This window comes from Bradyrhizobium sp. AUGA SZCCT0169 (genome assembly GCF_018130085.1).
In the GTDB taxonomy this organism is placed as follows: domain Bacteria; phylum Pseudomonadota; class Alphaproteobacteria; order Rhizobiales; family Xanthobacteraceae; genus Bradyrhizobium.
On the sequence record NZ_JAFCMC010000022.1, the window covers coordinates 68,112 to 89,198 of the forward strand.

Consider the following 21,087-nt stretch of genomic DNA (forward strand, 5'->3'; position numbering starts at 1 on the left):
CATCAGGTCAGGAAGTAGCCCATCAGGGCGACGATCACGACGACGGCGATGGTGCCGTACTTGACCAGCATGATGAACCCTTCATAGGTCTGCTCATGGGCCGGATAATCGTTGCCGTCAGCGGTCGTGTAGGCCACTTCGCTATGGTCTGCCATCGGTATCCCCAGTAATCATCGATCTGGCGTGCAATTACCGCAAAGCCGCCAGCAGGGCAACGGGACAAAGCCTATCGGGTCATTCGCAAGGCCAATTGTCCCGGATCCAGCGGGTCAGGCTTTCCTCGCTGACCTCGCCCGCGGCCAGGGACAGGATGATGGCGGTGGCGTGCGCCGGATCGGGCGCGAACGGGATGTCGTTGACCCGCAGAAACACCATCATGGCGTGGAACGCGGTGCGCTTGTTGCCGTCCACAAAGGCGCGGTTGCGGGCAAGACCGAACGCATAGGCTGCGGCGAGCGCGGCCATATCGGTCTGTCCATAAGCCCATTGATCGACCGGCCGCATAACTGCCGACTCCAGAAGGCCGTGATCCCGGAGGCCTTCTGGTCCGCCAAATATCGCCAGTTGCTCGGCATGCATGTCGATGACTTCGTCGACATCGAGCCAGATTGGCTCGCTCATTTTGCAAGCGCGGCAAACGTATCGCGATATTCGTGCATGATCTGGCGGGCGATTTCCATCGTCCGCGCGTGCTTGGGGTTGAACGGCGAAAGACGCAGGCTGCCATCCGGTTGCTCGACCGGATAGAACTTGTCGCCCTCCTTGAGATTCAGCCGGGCAAGGAGTTCTTTCGGCAGGATCACGCCGACCGAATTGCCAATCTTCCGAATCTGAAGAGCGGTGTCCTCGATCTTGTACTCACGAGGGGCTTCGTTCATGCCGCGAGGGATCTTGGTCATAGCACCGGCTCCGTTGTACGGAACGTATAACACGGCCCGCCCACCTGTTCAACAAATGTTTTACAAACATCCGGAAATGCCGGCGCGGCGCGAAAGCGCCTAGCCGACCACGAAATCGAACCGTCCGGCGAGCCATCCGGCGTTCTTGGCGGTGCGCACCAGCAACGCCTTGCGGAACAGGCCGTCGGAGCCGTTCTGCGATTCGCCCGGAAAATAGAGCTGGGTGGTCAGCACGCGGCCGCCGCGCGGCTGTACCTTCACATGGATGTGGCGGGTGCGGCCGGGATAGACGCCAGGCACGACGGTGCGCAACCGATATCGCCCTTCCGCATCGGTGAACTGATGACCGCGCAGCCGGAAGCCGGAATTGTCATATTGCCCCCTGCCGTCGGCCTGCCAGAAATCCAGCAAAGCGCCAGAGACCGGCTTGCAGGCACGGGTAAGCACGAACCCAACGAGTTCGATCGGCTGCCCCGCCATCCCCTCTTCAAACAGTTCGACCCGCTCGGGCGAGGACGGCTTGAAGTAAGGCCCTTCGGTCTGCGCCAAGGTTGCCGCCTCGCCGTCGTGGCAGGCGGGCGTGGGCCGAAGCGGCGCCTGCGCAACAGCGCTTTCGATCCCGAACAGCGAACCGGCCACGAGGGCGCCCGCTCCAAGCACTGCGCGGCGTGTCGGCGTGTCGACCATGAGCACTGCACTCCTGACGTCGCGTCATGATGGGGTGCGACGACGGCCGAAGTTTGTCGCCGCGGCGCGTGCGTCAGCCCATCGTTTCCAGTTCGTCGATCATGCCGGCTATGACCGACAGCCCGCCGTCCCAGAACTTCGGATCCTTGGCATCGAGCCCGAACGGCTTCAGCAGTTCGGAATAATGCTTGGTGCCGCCGGCCGCCAACATCGCAAGGTAGCGCTCGGCAAAGCCGTCGGACGCGTTCTCGTAGACCGCATAGAGCGAGTTCACCAGGCAATCGCCGAACGCATAGGCGTAGACGTAGAACGGCGAATGGATGAAGTGCGGGATATACATCCAGAAATTTTCGTAGCCCGGGCGGATGTCGATGGCCGGCCCGAGGCTTTCGCTCTGCACGCTGAGCCAGATCTCGCCGATGCGCTGGGCGGTCAGTTCGCCGTTCTTGCGCTCGGTGTGGATGGCGCGCTCGAACGAATAGAACGCGACCTGCCGCACCACGGTGTTGATCATGTCCTCGACCTTGCCGGCGAGCAGCGCCTGACGCTGTTTCGCATTCTTGGTCTGTCCCAAGAGCCGCTTGAAGGTCAGCATTTCGCCGAACACGCTGGCGGTTTCGGCGAGCGTCAGCGGCGTCGGCGCCATCAGCGCACCGTTTTTGGCCGCCAGCACCTGGTGCACGCCATGGCCGAGCTCATGCGCCAGCGTCATCACGTCGCGCGGCTTGCCCTGATAGTTCATCAGCACATAGGGATGCGCCGACGGCGTGGTCGGATGCGAGAACGCACCGGGCGCCTTGCCCGGCCGCACCGGCGCGTCGATCCAGCGGTCGGTGAAGAAACGCTCGGCGATATCGGCCATCTCGACCGAGAAGCCGCGATAGGCCGTCAGCACCATGTTGCGGGCCTCGGGCCAGGCGATCGTGCCGGTCGCCGCGAACGGCAGCGGCGCGTTGCGATCCCAATGCGCCAGCTTCTTCTTTTTGAACCAGCCGGCCTTGAGCGCGTAATAACGATGCGACAGCCGCGGATAGGCCGACCTGACCGATCCGACCAGCGCATCGACCACCTCGCGCTCGACACGGTTGTTGAGATGCCGGGAATCCGCGACATCCGCAAAGCCGCGCCAGCGATCGGAAATCTCCTTGTCCTTGGCGAGGGTGTTGGTGACGAGCGCAAAGGTCCGCTCGTTCTCCTTGAAGGTTTTCGCCAGCGCCTGCCCCGCGGCCTTGCGCTTTTCGGGCGCGCGGTCCTGCAGGAAATTCAGCGTCGGCTCGATCGCCAGTTCTTTTCCACCGACCTTGAAGCGCAGGCCGGAGATGGTCTGGTCGAACAGCCGGTTCCAGGCGGCATAGCCGCTCTGGGATTTTTCGTGAAACAACTGCTCGACGCGATCCTCGAGCTGATACGGCTTGTCCTTGCGCAGATCCTCGATCCACGGGCGATAGTAGGCGAGGTCGGGCGTCTGCAGCGCGCGCTCAATCACGGCGTCGTCCACGCGGTTGAGTTCGAGCCCGAAGAACAGCAGATGCACCGATGCGGCGGTGAGCCGCTCCGAAACGTCGCCGTAGAATTTCGTGATTGCGGGATCGACGCTGTCGCCGGCGTGGATCAGGCCGGCATAGGAGCCAAGGCGGCCGGCGAGATCGTCGATCGCCTCGTAGCGCTTGACCGCTGCGGCGAGCCACTGCCCGCCATCATCCTTTGCAACGTTGTCGGCCAGTTTGCCTTTGTAGTCGGTCTCGAACGCGATGCATGCGGCATCCATCTCCTGCAAGTCACGCGCGACTTCGGGGGCGTCGATACCGGAATAGAGGTCGGCCAGATTCCATTCCGGCAATTTGCCGGTTTTCGATTTGGCTGCGGCGGCCTTGCTGACGGCAGCTCCCTTGCTGATTGCGGTTTTGCGGGACTTCTTGCTGGCGCGGGATGTCGCAGATTTCGCGTTCATGAACACTTTCAGATTGGCGTGATGATTTTTGACGAGGCGATCAGGCGAACGCTGCCAGCTGCGGCGCGAGCTGCACCAGCAGCTCTTCGGTCTCCGCGATCATCGGCTCGAGTTTTTCGTGGAAGACGCTCCGAATCGCACACCACAGCGTGATCGCCCGAACCATCAGCCACGACGTGCAAGGGACCGCGGCCCTCGCGTGCAGCGCGACGAGATCGAGGTTTCGATGCTCGAACAGCAGCCGGCCCAACCCGTCTTCCAGAATATAGCGCCCCCCGACCCGGGACACACACAGCTCGCAGGCCTGATCCGGAAGCGGGCCCAACAGATAGAACTGGGCATCGCCTTTTTCCGTCGTGCCGGTTTCCCATTCACGGCCGGTCGATGGCGCGAGCGCAGCCTGCAATGCCGCGGAGATTGTATTGAGCTCCCGTTCGCTCCAGACGCCGGTTTCATGTCTGCGCTCGAACGCAACCACGCTCATTTGCTTTCCGCTCCGAACAGCAGCCGGTGCAGTTCCGGCTCGTAGTACAATAATAGATGCCTAGCGAACGCCGCCTGTTCAAGACCCAATTCGCTGGCCCACGCGCCCATAATTTCGGTCGGGACACGGCTGAACCCGTTCTCGACCTGTGAGATGAACGTATAATACTTGAGACCGAGCCGCGCGGCGAGATCGGCCTGCGACAATTCGGCATCCGCCCGGCGCTGCTTTAGCCAATCCCCCGCCAGTTTCCGCAATTGCTTGGCTTCCGGCACAGCCTTGCCCGGCAGCCGTTCAGCGGAAACGTCTTGATGTTTTACTCGTTTCATGATTACTAAACTAGCCAAATTGAATACCGAGATCAGTCAAGTTCCCTACCACAATCTCAGCTCGCGAATAAGATTTCGATGGCCTTCTTGGACCGCAATCAGATTGTCCGAACGAGCGACCGAGCACCTTCGGCTCGCGGCAAGGAGCTGTTTGCCGGCATCCTGATCGTGGCACTGATCGCCACCCTCGGAATCCGGAGTGTGGTGCCGGCGGATGCGCTGGCGCCTGCGATCGTCACCCTGCTGTTTGCAATTGCCGCTGCGACGGCTGGCTTCGCGCTGCTTTGCCGGCGCGACCGGTTCCGCACCATGTGGTTCGACCTCGCCGGAAGCCTGACGTTCATCGGCGTCGTCCTCTCCGTTCTGATCGAGCCGGACCAAATGGTCAGGCTTTTCACCCTCGAACCAACCTGAGTAACGGAATCAGTTTCGCAGTTTTGACTGCGTCGTTTTTGTCTGCACGTCCAAGCCCGGGCCCCTCTGGCAGTTCAAGCGAACTGCGATGTCGGATTGGACCATTCACGGAGTGGCCCGCATGTTCGAACTAATCTCCTCAGAAGCCCTGACAGCGTTTTTCCAGGTCGTGATGATCGACCTGGTGCTCGCCGGCGACAACGCGATCGTCATCGGGCTTGCAGCCGCCGGGCTACCGGAGGGTCAGCGCAAGAAAGCGATTTTGATCGGCATATTGGCCGCCACGATCCTGCGCATCGGCTTCGCTTCCGTCACGGTTCAGTTGCTGCAAATCATTGGACTGTTGCTCGCGGGCGGCATTCTGTTGCTTTGGGTATGCTGGAAAATGTGGCGTGAGTTGCGCACGTCGCATCATCATGAACCGAAACTGCAGGATCTTTCGGCAGCAAGAACGATTGATCCATCAGCCGCTGCGCCCAACCAGAAGACGCTTGGCCAGGCCGTCTGGCAGATCACGCTCGCCGACGTGTCGATGTCGCTCGACAATGTGCTCGCCGTCGCAGGTGCGGCGCGCGAGCATCCAATGATCCTGATATTCGGTCTGGGACTTTCCATTGCGCTGATGGGGCTCGCCGCCAACTTCATCGCGCGCCTGTTGGAAAAGCATCGCTGGATCGCCTATGTCGGCCTCGCGATCATTCTCTATGTGGCTTTCGACATGTGCTATCGCGGCGTTCTGGAGGTGTGGCCACACCTCAACACTTAGCCGCTCACGCACAGCCGCAGCTCCAACAATTAAGTGTGCGTTAATCGCCATAGGCGAGAGTGCCCCGATTCGATACAGTTGGCGTAACGTGCGGGGTAAACCATGGCTGCCACCATTCTGATTGCTGATGACGACGCGGTGCAGCGCCGTCTGGTAGAAAACATGGTGCAGAAATGCGGTTATGAGTCGCTGGTCGTCGACAGCGGCGACGCCGCCGTGGCCTTGCTGACCGCCCCCGACGCGCAAGCGATCGATGCCGTCGTTCTCGACCTCGTGATGCCCGGCCTCGACGGGCTCGGTGTGCTCGCAAAAATTCGTGATGCCGGTTTGACCGTTCCCGTCATCGTGCAGACCGCCCATGGCGGCATCGACAATGTGGTTTCGGCAATGCGCGCCGGCGCGCAGGATTTCGTCGTCAAGCCGGTCGGCTTCGAACGGCTGCAGGTCAGCTTGCGCAACGCGCTCAACACGCAGGCCTTGAAGGGCGAATTGCAGCGCATCCGTCACAGTCGCGAAGGCCGGCTGACCTTTGCCGATATCATCACCCGCAGCGAAACCATGGCAGGCGTGCTGCGCACCGCGCAGAAGGCCGCCTCATCGGGCATTCCGGTGCTGATCGAAGGCGAGTCCGGCGTCGGCAAGGAATTGTTTGCCCGCGCCATCCACGGCAGCAGCGAGCGCAAGGCCAAGCCGTTCGTGGCCGTCAACTGCGGCGCGATCCCCGACAATCTGGTGGAGTCGATCCTGTTCGGTCACGAGAAGGGCGCGTTCACCGGCGCCACCGAACGCCACATGGGTAAGTTCGTCGAAGCTTCCGGCGGCACGCTGTTCCTCGACGAAGTCGGCGAACTGCCGCTTGCAGCCCAGGTAAAACTGCTTCGTGCATTGCAGGAAGGCACGGTGGAGGCCGTCGGCGGCCGCAAGCCGGTGAAGGTCGATGTCCGCATCATTTCGGCGACCAACCGCAAACTGCTCGACCTCGTGAAGAACGGCGCCTTCCGCGAGGACCTGTTCTATCGCCTGCACGTGCTGCCGCTGACCATTCCTCCGCTTCGCATGCGCCGCGAAGACATCCCGCATCTGTTGCGGCACTTCCTGGCGCGGTTCAGCGCCGAAGAGAACCGCACCATCACCGGCATCAGCGGGGAAGCCATGACGCATCTGGCGCAGCTCGATTGGCCCGGCAATATCCGCCAGCTCGAAAACACCGTGTATCGCGCCGTGGTGTTGAGCGAGAGCGACCAGCTTGGCCTGTCGGACTTCCCGCATGCCGCCGCCCACCATATCGTCCCGGACACGGATACCCAGGCTCTGCACGGCGAACCGCTGATCGTGGGTCCGTCGACGGCGCCTGCGATGGTGTCAGGTAATGAGATACCGATTGCACCGCTGAGCAACACCGGCAGCCTCGCGATGCTGACTCCCGCGGGCGAGGTGCGGCCGCTCGAGGAAATGGAAAACGAGATCATCCGTTTCGCGATTTCGCACTATCGCGGGCAAATGTCGGAAGTGGCGCGCCGGCTGAAGATCGGCCGCTCCACGCTCTATCGCAAACTCGACGAGGCCGCCGCCAACGATCCGGCTGAGGGCGCGCAAGATACCAATTGAGCAATTGAGCTCGACGGACGATTGTGGCGCTCCGGTGGCAAGGGCTTGAGCGCCATCGGCGCTTCGGGAACCTTCGAACCGTGGCTTGCCGGTGACAGACAAATCTCAGGGGGCATGGCAAAACCACGCCACCCGAATTGCAACTGGTGGTTTGAGGTCAGTTTGTCGTGAGTTGCCCCCCATGGCGCTGGCTGCATGAAAGGGGCGCATGTATCGTCTGCGTTTGAATCGTTGCGTGCAGGCGTACCGACTTAAAGCGATCGAGGCCGGCGCTTTCGCGCAAGCTGTGACGAGCGATACCTGAAGGACTGCTCCATGCCGGGGCGGTTCCGCCCAAGGGGGTGTGACGATGCGTGACTGTTCGACCAACCGTGCTGGATTTGACCGCGTGCTGATCGCTGTCGCGGCAACCTTCCTCGCGGTGTCCGCGACTTCTGCATTGGCGGGTCAGAGCGATACGCCCCGGACCAGTGCTGCAGAGCTCGCAATCGATGCAGCGGTCCCGCGCCCCGAACCGGCCAACGTTCCACCGCCGACCATCGGCGATTTCAAGATCGAGAGCACCGCGTCAGTGCCCGATCCGGCCAAGACGACAGCGCCCGCACCGAGCACGACCGCAACCGTTCCCGATCCGAGGCCGGCCGAAACCGTCGCCGTGCCCGCGGCCGCGCCCCCCAAGAGCGACGCTCCCAAGAGCGACACCGCGACCACGACGCCCGCAACGCCCGCGCCCGCAACGGCTGCGGCGCCTGCCGCGGAGCCGGTGAAAGCCGCGAGCAGTGTCGCGCCGGCGGATCAGCCGGTCGCCGACAAATTGCGCGACATGCTGGCCAGCAAGGCGCTGCGGACCTTCGACCGCAAGGGCGAGCGCGCCGCGGTCGAAAAATTCTACAGCGCCCGCGAATACGCGCCGCAGTGGACGCAGGCCGGCAAACTGACCGCCAGCGCCAAAGGCGTCGTCGCGCGCCTGAAGGACGCCGCCTCTGACGGCCTCAATCCCTCCGACTATCCGGTGCCGGATTTCGCGGCCGCCACCTCGCCCGATCAACTCGCCGACGCCGAACTGAAGTTGACCGCCAGCATGCTCGATTATGCACGCCAGGCGCAGAGCAGCCGGATGCACTGGTCGCAGGTCGCTGCCGACATCCTCTATCCCGAGCATCCGACCGATCCGGCCGAAGTGCTGGCCAACATCTCGACCGCCAAGGATGCTTCCGCAGCCCTCGAGGGCTACAATCCGCAGTTCAAGCTGTACAAGGATTTGAAGGCCAAGCTCGCCGAACTGCGCGGCCAGGGCGAAGGCCCGGTGGTGCAGATCGCCGAAGGCGCTCCGCTCGCATTCAAGGCCGCCACCAAGAAACAGCCGGAGGTCGCCCCCGAAGATCCGCGTGTGCCGCAACTGCGCGCCAAGCTCGGCGTCACCGAAAACCCTGATGACACCAAATACGATGCCAAGGTCGCCGCAGCGGTGCGCAAATTCCAGGAAAGCGCCGACCTCAAGCCGACCGGCGTGCTCGACGACAAGACCGTCAAGGCCATCAACAGCCCGAAGCGTGACCGCCAGATCGACACCGTGATCGTCAACATGGAGCGCTTGCGCTGGCTGCCGCGCCAGCTCGGCGTGCCGTCGCTCAACAATGCCTACGTTATCCTCAACGTGCCCGACTTCACGCTCAAGGTGATGCAGGGCGGTGCCCCGGTCTGGACCACCCGCGTCGTGACCGGAAAGCCGGGAAACCACGCCACGCCGATGCTGACCGAGACGATGAAGTTCATCACCGTCAATCCGACCTGGAACGTGCCGCCGTCGATCATCTACAACGAATATCTGCCGGCGCTGCAGCAGGATCCGACCGTACTGCAACGCATGGGACTGAGGCTCGAACGCAACCGCGACGGCTCGATCCACATCTCGCAGCCGCCGGGTGAAGCCAATGCGCTCGGCCGGATCCGCTTCAACTTCCCGAACAAGTTCCTGGTCTATCAGCACGACACCCCGGACAAGCACCTGTTCGCCAAGGATGAGCGCGCCTTCAGCCATGGCTGCATGCGGGTGCAAAATCCGGATCAGTACGCCTCGACGCTGCTCAACATCGTCATGCCGAACGACAAATACACGCCGGAAAAAATCCGCAGCATGTATGGCCGCAGCGAGGTCGACCTGCGCTTCCCGACGCCGATCCCGGTTCACATCACCTATCAGACCGCGTTCGTGGATGAATCCGGCAAGCTCCAGATGCGCCGGGACGTCTATGGCCGCGACGCAAGGATGCTGCCGCTGCTGAAGAATTCCGGCAGCAGGGATCTGGAAAACGTAGTGGCCCATGCCAACCCGAGCTACGTCCGGCCGAGCGGCGCGTCCCTGCCCTCCAACGTCGCCTTCAACAACGATTACGGCAGCTCTGGTCCTTCGTTCTTCGAGCGGCTGTTCGGCGGCGGACCATCTGTTACGCCTCCCGCGCCGGTCGGCCGCCGGCCGCAAGCGCAGCCCCAGCAGCAGCGGCGGGTGATCACCCGTTAATCCCCGGGGGTCTCAATCCCCGGGTCCCCGCCGCCCCTCGAAATTTTTAAGTAAAATCAACGATCTCGCCGCTTTGGCGAGATCGTTTACGTTAACCATTATCCATCTCGGTTTTGGCACAGGGCACTTTTTCGCCACAGTCGACAGGTTAGGTTAAGCCTAACTTGGGGGCGGGTCGGTAAACTTCGGTTAACCCTCCCGCTTTAATAAAGCGTTCACCCTCTTTCGCAGGTCCTAGGGAGGCTTGGTTTGCGAAAGAGATCCGTGATCGCTGGTCGACTGGGTGGGCTCATACGTGCTGGCTGGTTTCGCGCGCCAATTCAATTCGCTTCGTCTGCCGAAGGCCGGATATCAAATCGGCCTGACTTCCCTGTTGCTCCTTGCCGGAGCCGGGTCGGTGCATGACGCAACCGCGCGGAACGAGACCCGGACGCTTTCTTTCCACCACACCCACTCCAACGAAGACCTCACCGTCACCTTCAAGCGCGACGGGCGTTACGACGAAGAAGCGCTGAAGAAACTCAATCACTTCCTCCGCGACTGGCGCAGCCAGGACCAGACCACGATGGATCGTCACCTCTTCGACATCCTCTGGGAAGTCTACCGCGACGTCGACGGTAAGCAGCCGATCCAGATCATTTCCGCCTACCGCTCCCCCGCCACCAATGCCATGCTCCGCCGCCGCTCGTCCGGCGTGGCCCGCCACAGCCAGCATACGCTCGGCCACGCGATGGATTTCTTCATCCCGGGCATTCCGCTCGAGCAGATCCGCGCCGCCGGACTTCGCCTGCAGCGCGGCGGCGTCGGCTTCTACCCGACCTCGGGATCGCCGTTCGTTCATCTCGATACCGGCAGCGTCCGTCACTGGCCGCGCATGACCCATGACCAGCTGGCCAGGGTGTTCCCCAACGGTCGTACCGTCCACCTGCCCTCGAATGGTGGTCCGCTGAAGGGTTATGAACTGGCCCGCGCCGACATCGAGAGGCGCGGCAGTGGCGACGACGCTGCAACGGTCGGCAAGAAGCCCAGCCTGTTCGCGTCGCTGTTCAAGAGCGGCAAATCCAATGACGAGGAGGATGAGGGCGGCGCCCCCGCCACCGTCAGGAACGAAAAGCCCGCTCCTTCTGTGGTGGCTGCCGCCGCGGCCCCGAAGACCGCCGAGATCGTGCCGACGCCGCGCGCAAAGCCGGTCGCGGCAACGATCCAGCTGGCCTCGGCTGATGCGCAGATCGTTCCGGCGCCCAAATCCAAGCCGGAGGCATCCAAACCGGAGCCATCCAAACCGGACGCCAAGCCGGCCGCGCAGGCTTCCGCCGACAAGCCGGCCGAGCCGAAACCGCAGACACCTGCCGACATCATCAACGCCCGCGGCTTCTGGGGCGATGCGCCGACGACGGCCAATCAGCCCACCCCCGTGCAGCTTGCGGCCCTCAGGGCCCGTCAGGCCGTCGGCGCCGCCGATCCGCAACCGACTGCCAGCGTCGCCGAGGCTTTCAACAAGGCGCTGGCCTACGCGCCGGCCGCCTCCTCGCCGGTTGACCGCGCCAACGTGGTTGCTGCCTCCGCGCCGATCCCGCGCACCGTGCGGCCGGCGCGCAGCGCTGCCGCCGCCGCCACCGAAATCAACACCGTCGTCGCCAAGGGAGCGCAGGGGGGATCGCAGGGCCAGGGCAGCGTGATTTCGACCTCGACGCGCCTTGCCGCCGCCAAGGGCAACGATGTCTGGATGCGGGTCGTGATGCTGGCGCCGAGCGCGAGCAACGCGATGTCAACGACCGTGCTCGGCGATACCGACATGACGCTGATGCGCAGCTATTTCATCAAGCCGCCGTTCGCGATCACGATGGGCTTCTCGGAAGATCCGATGCTGGGCATGACCACCGACCGGTTCACCGGATCGGCGACCGCCAAGCTCACCACGCAGTCTTTCGTCGTGCGCACGGCGTCGCTGCGCTAAGCGCGCACAACTTCCATTGGTCTCGAAATCATCCTCGCGAGCGCGCGGCCCCTCTACGCCGTGATCACCGTGTTCGTGCTCGGCTGCGTCAGGCCGGCAAGCCTGCCTTGAGCAGGCCAGCCTCGTGACGCTGGCGGTCGATGGCGTGCTTGTAGTGCTGGGTGGCGAGGTAAACGGCCACCGAGAATGTCGGCTCTGACTTTAGAACCTCGGCCGCGTGCGCAGCGGCCGCGACCGCGTTGCCCATTTGCGCAAAGGTGGCTGCGAGGAAGGCATGATGGGTGTAGTCGGGCCGCGTGATCCGCGAAAAGGCCTCGATGGCGTCGGCATATTTCTCGGCGCAATAGCAGGCGCGCCCGAGATGACTCCAGAAGCGCTCCGGATGGTACGGGTTGAGGCGCATCGCCTTCTTGATCCAGTCGATGCCTTCCTCTGGCCGCCCGAGCCAGGTTAGAAGCTCGCCCTGCTGCACCACGACAAGGTCGTAGTTGGGGTTGAGCGCGAGGCCTCGCTCCTGGTGATACGCGGCCTTGTCATGGTCGTTGCGGTTCAGGTTCAGCGCGGCGAGAATCCGGTGTACGTCGCTGTCATTGTCGTCGAGCGCCAGCGTGACCTCCAGCTCCGCGGCCACCTGATCGAAGGTGGCATCGCGATCGGCACACCAGCCATAGACCCACGTCTGGCCGAGGACACATGCTTTCCAGGCGTGGGCATGTGCATAGTTCGGGTCGAGCGCGAGGGCGCGGTCGAGCAGGCGCTGCGCTTCGGCGTTGTCCTCGCGCGTCGAGCGGTGGTGCCGCACCTTGGCAGCCAGCACGCACTCATAAGCCGCCATGCTTTCGGTCGGTTTGCGTTTTGCGCGGTCGTGCCGGGCGGCCTCGACCCTGCCGGGGAGCGTCGCGACGATCGCATGAGTGATCTCGTCCTGGATGGCGAAGATGTCCTCAAGCTCGCGGTCGTAACGTTCGGCCCAGACGTGCTGGTCGGTTTCTGCGTCGATCAGCTGCACGGTGACGCGGACGCGATCGCGCGCCTTGCGCACGCTCCCCTCGAGGACGTAATCGACGCCGAATTCGCGCGCGATCTCGCGCACGTTGACCGCCTTGCCCTTGTGCACGAACGTCGAGTTGCGCGAGATGACGAGCAAATCGCGGAAGCGTGACAGCTCGGTAATGATGTCCTCGGTGAGGCCGTCCGCGAAGAATTCCTGCTCCGGATCGCCGCTCATGTTGGCGAGCGGCAGCACGGCGATCGACGGCTTCTTGGAGGCCGGCGCCGCCACCGCAGCGTCCTTTGCGCCCTCTGGCGCGGCTTCTGGATCGGCATCGAGCCGGACCCGGAAGACGCGGATCGGACGGACGATGTTCTTGACGCTCTGCTCGCCGAGATCCTCGAACGCGACGTCATCCAGCCGTTGGCCGACCTGATCGCGCACCGCGCCCGAGACACAGATGCCGCCAGGCTCGGCGAGCATTTCGAGGCGCGCCGCCACGTTGACGCCGTCGCCAAAGATGTCGTTGTCCTCGACGATTACGTCGCCAAGATTGATGCCGATCCGGAACTGTATCCAGCGCGCCGGCGCGACGTCGGCGTTGCGCCGCGCCATCCGGCGCTGAATCTCGGCGGCACACAGCACAGCGTCGGCGACGCTGCGGAATTCGACCAGCATGCCGTCGCCGGTGGTCTTGATGATGCGGCCATGGTTCTTCGTGATGGCCGGATCGATGAGTTCGATCCGGTGGGTCTTGAGACGGGCAAGCGTCCCCGTCTCGTCAACCTCCATGAGCCGGCTGTAACCGACCATGTCGGCGGCAAGGACCGCTGCCAGCCTCCGCTCTGGTCCAGGCACGTCCATTTCCAGGTTCCCTTGCGGGCAGCCTAACAGACGTAGCGCCGTGGCCCAAGCTGGTTTGCGCCGGAAATGCCTGCTGGAGCGTTTTCCAGCGAAGTGGACGCCGGTTCGCGTCAGGAAAACGCGTCAACCAATCCAGAGTCCCGTTCCGATTCCATCGGAACAGGACTCTGGCTGGCGGCTCACAGCATCCCGAGCGCCTGCATGTAGGTTTCCAAAATCGTCTCCTGCTCGGCGCGCTCATTGGCGTCCTGCTTGCGCAGGCGAACAATGGTGCGCAGTGCCTTGACGTCGTAACCGTTGCCCTTGGCTTCGGCATAGACGTCGCGGATATCGTCGGAGATCGTCTTCTTTTCCTCTTCCAGCCGTTCGATGCGCTCGACGATGGCCTTGAGCTGGTCTTTTGCGAATTTCGTCGCGGGTTCTTCCTGGACGGCGGCGGCAGAGGTGGCCATCGGGTACTCCTGAGTGGAACTGAATGGGTGGGCTGAAAGATCAAGCGCCGCACGCTTCACCGCGCGGCGCTTTCTGAGATTGACCCTCAAGAGTGCGGCGCCTTGCGTCAAGGCACCATCGCGCTCATCCACAGCGCGCCCACAGGAAGGTAGGAGTGGTGCCGGTGCACTTTCCCTTCTCCCCTTGTGGGAGAAGGTGGCGCGAAGCGCCGGATGAGGGGTCTCTATCCTCAAACTCGAATCTTACCGTGAGGAGAGAACCCCTCACCCGTCTTCGTTTCGCGAAGCCACCCTCTCCCACAAGGGGAGAGGGGAACGGCAGCGCGCGCCGACGCTCTAATGCCCGCTATGGGTCTTCTTCATCGCCTCCAGCTGCTCGGGACTGGCGCTGCCCTGAAACTTCGACTTCCAGGTCTCATAGGGCATGCCGTAGACCGCCTCGCGGCTCTCATCCTTGCTGATCGCCACGCCCTTGCCGTCGGCCGCTTCCTTCATCCAGTTCGACAGGCAGTTGCGGCAGAAGCCGGCCAGGTTCATCAGGTCGATGTTCTGGACGTCGGTCCGGGTGCGCAGGTGCTCGACCAGGCGGCGGAAAACGGCGGCTTCCAGTTCTGTTCTGGTTTTGTCGTCAATTGTCATGGTTTGGTCCCGCGGGGTTGTTCCTGAGCATATTGATATCAGGTGGGAATTGTCACAGATTTTGCCATATCGGCGCGCAAACCAGCACGGGACCGGTTAATCCGGACGTCCCGCATCGTGGGAAACGCGCCTGCCGGGCGTTGACAGCTCCCGCCGGGCAAGCGAAATCGTCAATGATTTGATATAGCTTCGCATATGATCGGAACAGATTCTCTGCCTTCACGTCCCTTCCCCGCTCGCCTGACCACCGGCCTCCTGCCGGCGCTGGCGTTGGCGGTGATGGGCCTGTGGAACAGTTCGGCGGCCGCTGACTTTCGCCTCTGCAACAACACCTCGAGCCGGGTCGGCATCGCGCTCGGCTACAAGGACGCCGAGGGCTGGACCACCGAGGGCTGGTGGAACGTCTCCTCGCGCAGTTGCGAGACGCTGCTGCGCGGAACGCTTGTCGCACGGTTCTATTATATCTACGCGCTCGACTATGACCGCGGCGGCGAATGGTCGGGGCAGGCCTTCATGTGTTCGCGCGACAAGGAATTCACCATCAAGGGTACCGAGAATTGCCTGGCGCGCGGTTTTGACCGCACCGGGTTCTTCGAGGTCGACACCGGCGAACAGAGAGCATGGACCGTGCAATTGACCGAAGCCAATGAACAACCCGCGCAGCAGCGCGTGCCGGGGATTCCGGGAACGGTCGGTCCCGGTGGTGTGCCGGGTCTGTCGCCTGGCGGACCGCCTCAAGGCGGATCCGGGCAGCCGCCAGCTTCGGCGCCCAAGCAATGAGGCGTCTCCGTCGGATCAAGATCCTCGCCACCCTCGGCCCGGCATCGTCGGACAGCGCGATGATTCGCAAGCTGTTCGAGGCCGGTGCCGATGTGTTCCGCATCAATATGAGCCACACCTCGCACGACAAGATGCGCGAACTGGTCACGACCATTCGCAATGTCGAGTCCAGCTACGGCCGGCCGATCGGCATCCTGGTCGACCTGCAAGGACCGAAGCTGCGTCTTGGCTCGTTCAATGAAGGCGCCACCCAGCTCAAGAACGGCCAGAACTTTGTTCTGGATTCCGACAAGGCGCCGGGCGACAACAGCCGCGTCCAGCTTCCGCATCCGGAAATCCTGGCGGCGTTGCGGCCGGGTCACGCCTTGCTGCTCGACGACGGCAAGGTGCGGCTGATTGCCGAGGAAACATCGCCCGATCGCGCCGTGACGCGGGTGGTGATCGGCGGCAAGATGTCGGACCGCAAGGGCGTCAGCCTGCCCGACACCGACCTGCCGGTCTCGGCGATGACGCCAAAGGATCGCGCCGATCTCGAAGCCGCGGTGACGACCGGGATCGACTGGGTCGCGCTCTCCTTTGTGCAGCGCGCCGAGGACGTCAATGAGGCCAAGCGGCTGATCCGCGGCCGCGCCGCTGTGATGGCCAAGATCGAAAAGCCGCAGGCGATCGACCGGCTCGGCGAAATCCTCGAGGTCTCCGACGCGCTGATGGTGGCGCGCGGCGATCTCGGCGTCGAATTGCCGCTGGAGCGGGTGCCCAGTCTTCAAAAGCAAATGACGCGGATGGCACGGCGCGCCGGCAAGCCGGTGGTGATCGCAACGCAAATGCTGGAATCGATGATCCAGGCGCCGGTGCCGACGCGCGCCGAAGTCTCCGACGTCGCGACCGCGGTCTATGAAGGCGCCGACGCCATCATGCTGTCGGCGGAATCCGCCGCCGGCAAATTCCCGGTCGAGGCGGTCTCGACCATGAACCGCATCGGCGAGGAAGTGGAGCGCGATCCGACCTATCGCTCGGTGCTGACGGCACAGCGGCCCGAGCCGGAGCAGACGGTCGGCGACGCCATCGCGGACGCCGCACGGCAGATCGCCGAGACGCTGGAATTGTCCGCGATCATCTGCTGGACCAGTTCGGGCTCGACCGCGATCCGCGTGGCGCGCGAACGGCCGAAGCCGCCGGTGGTGGCGATTACGCCGAACCTGGTGACGGGGCGCAAATTGTCCGTCGTGTGGGGCGTGCATTGCGTGGTCGCGGAAGACGCGCACGACCAGGACGACATGGTCGATCGCGCCGGCTCGATTGCGTTCCGCGACGGCTTCGCCAAGGCGGGCCAGCGCGTGATCATCGTCGCTGGCGTGCCGCTCGGCATCGCCGGCACCACCAACATGGTGCGCATCGCCTATGTCGGCCCGGATGGCAAAGCGGATAAGTGACGGCGTGCCGTCATTCCGGGATGGTCCGAAGGACCAGCCTCAGGGGCGCAATTGCGCCCCGGGGAATCTCGAGATTCCCCGATGTGCAATTGCACATCTGAGATTCGCGCTTTCGCGCGCCCCGGAATGACAGCTAAGCAAGCGTCGCGTCCAGCGTGATTTTCGTGTTCAGCAATTTCGACACCGGACAGCCGGCTTTTGCCTTGCCCACGAGTTCCTCGAACTTCGCCTTGTCGGCGCCAGGAATTTTCGCATTCAATGTCAGGTGCACCGAGGTGATGGCAAAGCCATCGCCCTGCTTTTCCAGCGTCACGTCGGCCTTGGTTTCCATCTGCTCGGCGGTGAGCTTGGCTTCGCCGAGGATCAGCGACAGCGCCATGGTAAAGCAGGCGGCGTGCGCGGCGCCGATCAATTCTTCCGGGTTCGAGCCCGGCTTGCCCTCGAAGCGGCTGGCGAAACCGTAGGGATAGTCGTTCAGCGCGCCGCTCTTGGTCGAGATCGCGCCCTTGCCGTCCTTGATGCCGCCCTGCCATTTGGCCGAGCCTGATGTCGTCGTCATGGAATGCTCCTTCACCGGTGAATGACCGATCACGCGCAACCTGGCGGATGGTTGCGTCAGAGCGATGTCAATTGCCGGTGATATCCGCGCAAAACGCGTTCCGCGTTTTGTCGCGACTACGCCCCCACCAGCGCCTTGGCCGGCAGCACCGCCTGCACCACGAGGCCGCGGGCGCGGGCGTCCATGACGCCGACCGCGCGTAGCGCCAATAGCGTCACGGTCTGCACGGCGTCGCGCAGTTTTGCGGAATCGTCCATATTGTCAGGGGCCAGCGGGCCGACCAGCGCCTCGTGCAATGCGCCGAGCAGTGCGGTGGCGGCGAGCGCGGTATCCTGCGCCGGCAGATGTCCGGCACGCACGGCCGCCTCGATCCTTGCTGCGATCTCGCCGGAGATTTCGCGGCGGCTGGCGAGCCGCGAAGCCGACACGTCGACATCGACCGGCTCCGCCAGAATCCCCCAGGCGAGCTTGCGCTGCGACAGCACATGGACGGCGACCGTCGTGACCGCCGCGGCCAGTGCCGAGGACGGCCCGGGCGCCGCCTCCGCCGCGCGGCGGATCGCGGCCAGTTCGTCGCGCGAAACTTCGGCGATCAATTCGGAAATCAGTTCGGCCTTGGAGGGGAAATAGCGATAGACGGTTCCGGCCGCGACATTGGCCCGGACCGCCACGGGGGCGATCTGCACCGCCGCCATGCCGCCGTCCGCCGCAGCGTCCCGCGCCGCCGCCAGAATGGCGCTGCGCCGCGCCGCCAGCCGTTTCACCACTTGCTGGGTTCGCCGATAGACCATGGCGCGCTTCCCCATCCCCGGCGCGTCCGCACCCGGGAGGGGTTGCAAGATCGCGCTGCGTCTTCAATGTTTTGAACGATTGTCCCCAATCGCTTTGAAGAACTGAACAACTATTCAGGCCTGTTGACAAGAAGCAAATATGACGGCCTCGGGGGCAAATGGCCGCTGAACGCAGGGTCCAATTGGTGGGCCGATAACCATAGCCGTTTCCCGAATATTAAGCCTTCCCGCGCAACTGTGCCCTACAACCTCGCAGGGTGCGGCATGGTCAATTCGAACGCTTTCACGGCCTGGCGGCTGTTTCAGCTGAACTGGATTCCGATTGCCGCCATGGGCGCCGTGGTGCTGCTCGGGGGCGCGCTCTGCGGTTTCACGATGAAACCGCTCGCCCTTGCCGTTACTCTTGGAATCGTCGCGGCATTGGCGCTGATCGCCTACCTCTATGCCTTCGCCAAGGGCGATCAGGCGGATCCCAAGCTGATCTTTCCGCTGGGGGCGATTTCCCAGTTGCTGTTGATCGCGACGATCATGGGGCCGCTGACGTACGTCGCTGCTGTGACCAACTGGCCGCTGCAGGACCGCGCCTTGCTCGCGATCGATCGCGCCATGGGCCTGGATCCGGAAATGATCGCGCGATACGTCAATGACCGTGAATGGCTGGGCGCTTTGCTGGTGCGCAGCTACACCCTGATCAAGATCATCCTGGTCGCGATCCCGCTGGTCCTTGCCCTGACATCGCGTTTTGTGCGGCTGCAGGTATTCGTGCTTGCGTTCAGCCTGACGCTGATCATGACGCTCTTGATTTCGACGTTCACGCCGGCGGTCGGAACCTACTACGGCCTGAACATCGACCCTGCGCAACTCACATCGCTGGATGCCTCGATGTATCAGGCGCAGCTGCGCGACATCCTGGCGCTGCGCGATGGCTCGCTGCGGCATCTCGAATTGCTCAAGATCACCGGCATCGTATCCTTCCCGAGCTTCCACGCGGCTTCCGCCGTGCTCTACATCTGGGCGCTTTGGCCAGTGCGCTATGTTGGAGGGGCCGCGGTCGTCCTCAATATCCTGATGATGGCTTCGACGCCGGTGATCGGCGCCCACTACATGATCGACGTGTTCGGCGGTGTCGCGCTGGCCGTGATCGGCATCTGCCTTGCCAAGTATCTCGTAAACATCGTGGCGCCCTCGTCGTCGACCGCGCAGGCTGCGCCGCAGATAGCCCTGGTGCCGGCATTGGATTAGGCCGCCATCGTCGTGCCTTGCGATGGTAAATTCTGACTAAAACGCTGGTCCGCCCGGTTAACGGCTTCTTCGCCAAAGAACATCATTGTCAGGCACGTGAGCCCGCAATTCACGCAAAAATAGCGCGGCTATGGTCAGCTCGCGAAAATTCCTGCGGCACGCCGTGACTGTCACACCAACGCAAGAAGCCGGCCCAAAATCCGATGTCCATTTCCTTCGCCAATCCGACTGTTAATAGCGCCAGTGTCCGCAGCCTCGGGCGCGTGCTGATTCCGCTGTTGACCGGGCTCGTCGCCTATCTGATCTTCCTGTCGCTCGGGGAAATCCTGCTGCGGGATTCCGACACGCTCTGGCAGATCAGGATCGGGCAGTGGATCGTCGAGCATGGCGCCGTGCCCTACACCGACGTTCATACCTTCACCCGGTTCGGCGAACCCTGGATGTCGAGCTCCTGGCTGTCCCAGGTGCTCTATGCCGTTTCCTATGAATATTTGGGCTGGGCCGGCCCGGTCATCCTGACCTCGCTCGCGATCGGGGCGACGGTCACGATCTTCATGTACCTGTTTGCCGACTATCTCGACCCAACCCGCGCGATCCTGCTGGTCACGCTTGCGGTGCTGGAGTCGGCGACCCACTTCCTGGCACGCCCCCATATGCTGGCGTTCCCGTTCATGGTCGCGTTCCTCGGCGGGCTGCTGGCAGCCGCGGATCGCCGGAGCGCGCCGTCATGGTGGCTGCTGCCGGTGCTTGCGATTTGGGCCAATCTGCACGGCGGTTTTGTTCTCGGACTGGCACTGATCGGACCGATCGGCCTGGAAGCGCTTTGGACCTGCGAACGCAAGGACCGCATCAGGCTGATGATTCAATGGGCGATGTTCGGTGTTGCCGCCGTCGCGGCGTGCTGCTGCACCCCCTATGGCTGGAACACGCTGATCGGTGCGGCAAAAATCCTCAGCCTCGGCAAGCTGCTGTCCATGATCTGGGAATGGATGCCGGCCAACTTCGCCACCTGGAGCTTCTTCGAATTCACGCTGCTCGGCCTGATCGGTCTCGGCTTCTATCGAGGCCTCTCATTGTCGGTGCCGCGAATCATCCTGCTGCTCGGCCTGCTCTGGATGGCGCTGTCGCATTCCCGGAACATCGAAATCTTCGCCTTTATCGTGCCACTGGTCGTGGCCAAGCCGTTTGCCGAGCAGTTGGGAACGCTGCGCGCGGCGATGGTGCCCGTTCGGGAAGGACAGTCGCGGGCGCCTGTGATGCTTGCCGCGCTCGCGGTGGCAGTGGCCGGATGGGCATCGACGCAAGTGTTCATCGCGCACCACCCGTTCGCGTTCCTGTCGTCCCAGACCCCGGTCGCAGCGGTGGACGTCCTGCAGAAGCGGCAGGCTCAGCGCATCTTCAGCACGTCGCCGTTTGGCGGCTATCTGCTGTCGCGCGACATCAAGGCCTTCATCGACGGCCGCGCCGAACTCTACGGCGAACAGTTCGTCCTGGACTATTTCGACGCGGTCACCGCCAAGGACGTCAACATACTGCTCGCCACGCTCGACAAGTATCAGATCGACGCCACCTTGTTGGGGCCGGATTTGCCGGCCACCAAGGTGCTGGATCATATCGCGGGGTGGAAGCGGGTGTATACGGACGACGTCGCCGTGATCCACGTCCGCGACGATCAGCGCAAGGCCGCTCCACCTTCCGCGCCGGGCTCGTCAAACTGAGG

21 protein-coding genes are annotated in these 21,087 nt (G+C 63.3%); 9 read left to right on the forward strand and 12 right to left on the reverse strand.

Annotated features, from left to right (window positions below; genetic code table 11):
• Positions 1 to 2 precede the first annotated feature (2 nt).
• The 7 genes from JQ609_RS22995 to JQ609_RS23025 all read right to left on the reverse strand — a co-directional run bounded on the left by JQ609_RS22995 (position 3) and on the right by JQ609_RS23025 (position 4,296).
• A complete protein-coding gene (locus JQ609_RS22995) occupies positions 3 to 155 on the reverse strand; it encodes an aa3-type cytochrome c oxidase subunit IV (RefSeq protein ID WP_212207650.1) in 153 nt (50 codons plus the stop codon).
• Positions 156 to 234: 79 nt separating this feature from the next.
• Positions 235 to 621: a type II toxin-antitoxin system death-on-curing family toxin gene (locus tag JQ609_RS23000; RefSeq protein ID WP_212275056.1), complete on the reverse strand. Its 387-nt coding sequence runs from the start codon at positions 619 to 621 to the stop codon at positions 235 to 237.
• Positions 618 to 878 carry an AbrB/MazE/SpoVT family DNA-binding domain-containing protein gene (locus tag JQ609_RS23005; protein WP_192736949.1) on the reverse strand — a complete coding sequence of 87 codons (261 nt, stop codon included), beginning with the start codon at positions 876 to 878 and terminating at the stop codon, positions 618 to 620. The genes JQ609_RS23000 and JQ609_RS23005 overlap by 4 nt, the downstream gene beginning before the upstream one ends.
• 120 nt (positions 879 to 998) lie before the next feature.
• Positions 999 to 1,586: an intradiol ring-cleavage dioxygenase gene (locus JQ609_RS23010; RefSeq protein ID WP_212275057.1), complete on the reverse strand. Its 588-nt coding sequence runs from the start codon at positions 1,584 to 1,586 to the stop codon at positions 999 to 1,001.
• 73 nt (positions 1,587 to 1,659) lie between these two features.
• Positions 1,660 to 3,537, reverse strand: coding sequence for a M3 family oligoendopeptidase (locus tag JQ609_RS23015; RefSeq protein ID WP_212275058.1), 1,878 nt, complete (start codon positions 3,535 to 3,537; stop codon positions 1,660 to 1,662).
• A gap of 40 nt (positions 3,538 to 3,577) precedes the next feature.
• The gene (locus tag JQ609_RS23020) at positions 3,578 to 4,021 is read right to left on the reverse strand and encodes a hypothetical protein (protein WP_212207646.1); all 444 of its coding nucleotides are present in this window, start codon (positions 4,019 to 4,021) and stop codon (positions 3,578 to 3,580) included.
• Positions 4,018 to 4,296 carry a helix-turn-helix domain-containing protein gene (locus tag JQ609_RS23025; RefSeq protein ID WP_212207645.1) on the reverse strand — a complete coding sequence of 93 codons (279 nt, stop codon included), beginning with the start codon at positions 4,294 to 4,296 and terminating at the stop codon, positions 4,018 to 4,020. The genes JQ609_RS23020 and JQ609_RS23025 overlap by 4 nt, the downstream gene beginning before the upstream one ends.
• A 141-nt stretch (positions 4,297 to 4,437) precedes the next feature.
• On the opposite strand from JQ609_RS23025, the gene JQ609_RS23030 reads away from it, so the two are divergent.
• The 5 genes from JQ609_RS23030 to JQ609_RS23050 all read left to right on the forward strand — a co-directional run bounded on the left by JQ609_RS23030 (position 4,438) and on the right by JQ609_RS23050 (position 11,616).
• Complete coding sequence (locus tag JQ609_RS23030) at positions 4,438 to 4,764, forward strand: hypothetical protein (RefSeq protein ID WP_212207644.1); 327 nt, start codon at positions 4,438 to 4,440, stop codon at positions 4,762 to 4,764.
• A gap of 121 nt (positions 4,765 to 4,885) precedes the next feature.
• Positions 4,886 to 5,530 (forward strand): TerC family protein, encoded by a 645-nt coding sequence (locus tag JQ609_RS23035; protein WP_212275059.1) that lies wholly within the window; start codon positions 4,886 to 4,888, stop codon positions 5,528 to 5,530.
• 102 nt (positions 5,531 to 5,632) lie between these two features.
• Entirely contained in the window at positions 5,633 to 7,138 is a 1,506-nt protein-coding gene (locus JQ609_RS23040; protein ID WP_212207642.1) for a sigma-54 dependent transcriptional regulator, read from the forward strand.
• Positions 7,139 to 7,487: 349 nt separating this feature from the next.
• Complete coding sequence (locus tag JQ609_RS23045; RefSeq protein ID WP_212275060.1) at positions 7,488 to 9,659, forward strand: L,D-transpeptidase family protein; 2,172 nt, start codon at positions 7,488 to 7,490, stop codon at positions 9,657 to 9,659.
• A 283-nt stretch (positions 9,660 to 9,942) separates the two neighbouring features.
• Entirely contained in the window at positions 9,943 to 11,616 is a 1,674-nt protein-coding gene (locus JQ609_RS23050) for a DUF882 domain-containing protein (protein WP_212275061.1), read from the forward strand.
• Positions 11,617 to 11,704: 88 nt separating this feature from the next.
• Here the strand turns inward: JQ609_RS23050 and JQ609_RS23055 are convergent, their stop codons facing one another.
• From JQ609_RS23055 to JQ609_RS23065, 3 genes are all read right to left on the reverse strand, one after another.
• Entirely contained in the window at positions 11,705 to 13,471 is a 1,767-nt protein-coding gene (locus JQ609_RS23055) for an adenylate/guanylate cyclase domain-containing protein (RefSeq protein ID WP_212275062.1), read from the reverse strand.
• Positions 13,472 to 13,650: 179 nt separating this feature from the next.
• Positions 13,651 to 13,923 carry a DUF2312 domain-containing protein gene (locus tag JQ609_RS23060; RefSeq protein WP_079600063.1) on the reverse strand — a complete coding sequence of 91 codons (273 nt, stop codon included), beginning with the start codon at positions 13,921 to 13,923 and terminating at the stop codon, positions 13,651 to 13,653.
• Positions 13,924 to 14,259: 336 nt separating this feature from the next.
• Complete coding sequence (locus JQ609_RS23065) at positions 14,260 to 14,562, reverse strand: DUF1244 domain-containing protein (RefSeq protein ID WP_212275063.1); 303 nt, start codon at positions 14,560 to 14,562, stop codon at positions 14,260 to 14,262.
• 195 nt (positions 14,563 to 14,757) lie between these two features.
• Between JQ609_RS23065 and JQ609_RS23070 the strand changes: the two genes are divergently transcribed.
• A complete protein-coding gene (locus tag JQ609_RS23070; protein WP_212032877.1) occupies positions 14,758 to 15,342 on the forward strand; it encodes a DUF1036 domain-containing protein in 585 nt (194 codons plus the stop codon).
• A complete protein-coding gene (gene pyk, locus JQ609_RS23075) occupies positions 15,339 to 16,775 on the forward strand; it encodes a pyruvate kinase (RefSeq protein WP_212207637.1) in 1,437 nt (478 codons plus the stop codon). Before JQ609_RS23070 ends, pyk begins: the two co-directional genes overlap by 4 nt.
• A 133-nt stretch (positions 16,776 to 16,908) precedes the next feature.
• On the opposite strand, the gene JQ609_RS23080 is transcribed toward pyk, so the two are convergent.
• Together JQ609_RS23080 and JQ609_RS23085 are read right to left on the reverse strand one after the other, a co-directional pair.
• A complete protein-coding gene (locus JQ609_RS23080) occupies positions 16,909 to 17,334 on the reverse strand; it encodes an OsmC family protein (RefSeq protein WP_212275064.1) in 426 nt (141 codons plus the stop codon).
• A gap of 116 nt (positions 17,335 to 17,450) precedes the next feature.
• The gene (locus JQ609_RS23085) at positions 17,451 to 18,125 is read right to left on the reverse strand and encodes a TetR/AcrR family transcriptional regulator (RefSeq protein WP_192736811.1); all 675 of its coding nucleotides are present in this window, start codon (positions 18,123 to 18,125) and stop codon (positions 17,451 to 17,453) included.
• 264 nt (positions 18,126 to 18,389) lie between these two features.
• Here JQ609_RS23085 and JQ609_RS23090 point away from each other — a divergent pair, with 264 nt between their 5' ends.
• Positions 18,390 to 19,367: a phosphatase PAP2 family protein gene (locus tag JQ609_RS23090; protein WP_212275065.1), complete on the forward strand. Its 978-nt coding sequence runs from the start codon at positions 18,390 to 18,392 to the stop codon at positions 19,365 to 19,367.
• Positions 19,368 to 19,570: 203 nt separating this feature from the next.
• Positions 19,571 to 21,085 (forward strand): hypothetical protein, encoded by a 1,515-nt coding sequence (locus JQ609_RS23095; RefSeq protein WP_212275066.1) that lies wholly within the window; start codon positions 19,571 to 19,573, stop codon positions 21,083 to 21,085.
• Positions 21,086 to 21,087 lie beyond the last annotated feature (2 nt).

Coding starts and splice junctions, on each gene's coding strand:
- JQ609_RS22995 (WP_212207650.1), bottom strand. CDS start 155: ATGGCAGACCATAGCGAAGTGGCCTACACGACCGCTGACGGCAACGAT.
- JQ609_RS23000 (WP_212275056.1), bottom strand. CDS start 621: ATGAGCGAGCCAATCTGGCTCGATGTCGACGAAGTCATCGACATGCAT.
- JQ609_RS23005 (WP_192736949.1), bottom strand. CDS start 878: ATGAACGAAGCCCCTCGTGAGTACAAGATCGAGGACACCGCTCTTCAG.
- JQ609_RS23010 (WP_212275057.1), bottom strand. CDS start 1,586: ATGGTCGACACGCCGACACGCCGCGCAGTGCTTGGAGCGGGCGCCCTC.
- JQ609_RS23015 (WP_212275058.1), bottom strand. CDS start 3,537: ATGAACGCGAAATCTGCGACATCCCGCGCCAGCAAGAAGTCCCGCAAA.
- JQ609_RS23020 (WP_212207646.1), bottom strand. CDS start 4,021: ATGAGCGTGGTTGCGTTCGAGCGCAGACATGAAACCGGCGTCTGGAGC.
- JQ609_RS23035 (WP_212275059.1), top strand. CDS start 4,886: ATGTTCGAACTAATCTCCTCAGAAGCCCTGACAGCGTTTTTCCAGGTC.
- JQ609_RS23040 (WP_212207642.1), top strand. CDS start 5,633: ATGGCTGCCACCATTCTGATTGCTGATGACGACGCGGTGCAGCGCCGT.
- JQ609_RS23045 (WP_212275060.1), top strand. CDS start 7,488: ATGCGTGACTGTTCGACCAACCGTGCTGGATTTGACCGCGTGCTGATC.
- JQ609_RS23055 (WP_212275062.1), bottom strand. CDS start 13,471: ATGGACGTGCCTGGACCAGAGCGGAGGCTGGCAGCGGTCCTTGCCGCC.
- JQ609_RS23060 (WP_079600063.1), bottom strand. CDS start 13,923: ATGGCCACCTCTGCCGCCGCCGTCCAGGAAGAACCCGCGACGAAATTC.
- JQ609_RS23065 (WP_212275063.1), bottom strand. CDS start 14,562: ATGACAATTGACGACAAAACCAGAACAGAACTGGAAGCCGCCGTTTTC.
- JQ609_RS23070 (WP_212032877.1), top strand. CDS start 14,758: ATGATCGGAACAGATTCTCTGCCTTCACGTCCCTTCCCCGCTCGCCTG.
- pyk (WP_212207637.1), top strand. CDS start 15,339: ATGAGGCGTCTCCGTCGGATCAAGATCCTCGCCACCCTCGGCCCGGCA.
- JQ609_RS23080 (WP_212275064.1), bottom strand. CDS start 17,334: ATGACGACGACATCAGGCTCGGCCAAATGGCAGGGCGGCATCAAGGAC.
- JQ609_RS23085 (WP_192736811.1), bottom strand. CDS start 18,125: ATGGTCTATCGGCGAACCCAGCAAGTGGTGAAACGGCTGGCGGCGCGG.
- JQ609_RS23090 (WP_212275065.1), top strand. CDS start 18,390: ATGGTCAATTCGAACGCTTTCACGGCCTGGCGGCTGTTTCAGCTGAAC.
- JQ609_RS23095 (WP_212275066.1), top strand. CDS start 19,571: ATGTCCATTTCCTTCGCCAATCCGACTGTTAATAGCGCCAGTGTCCGC.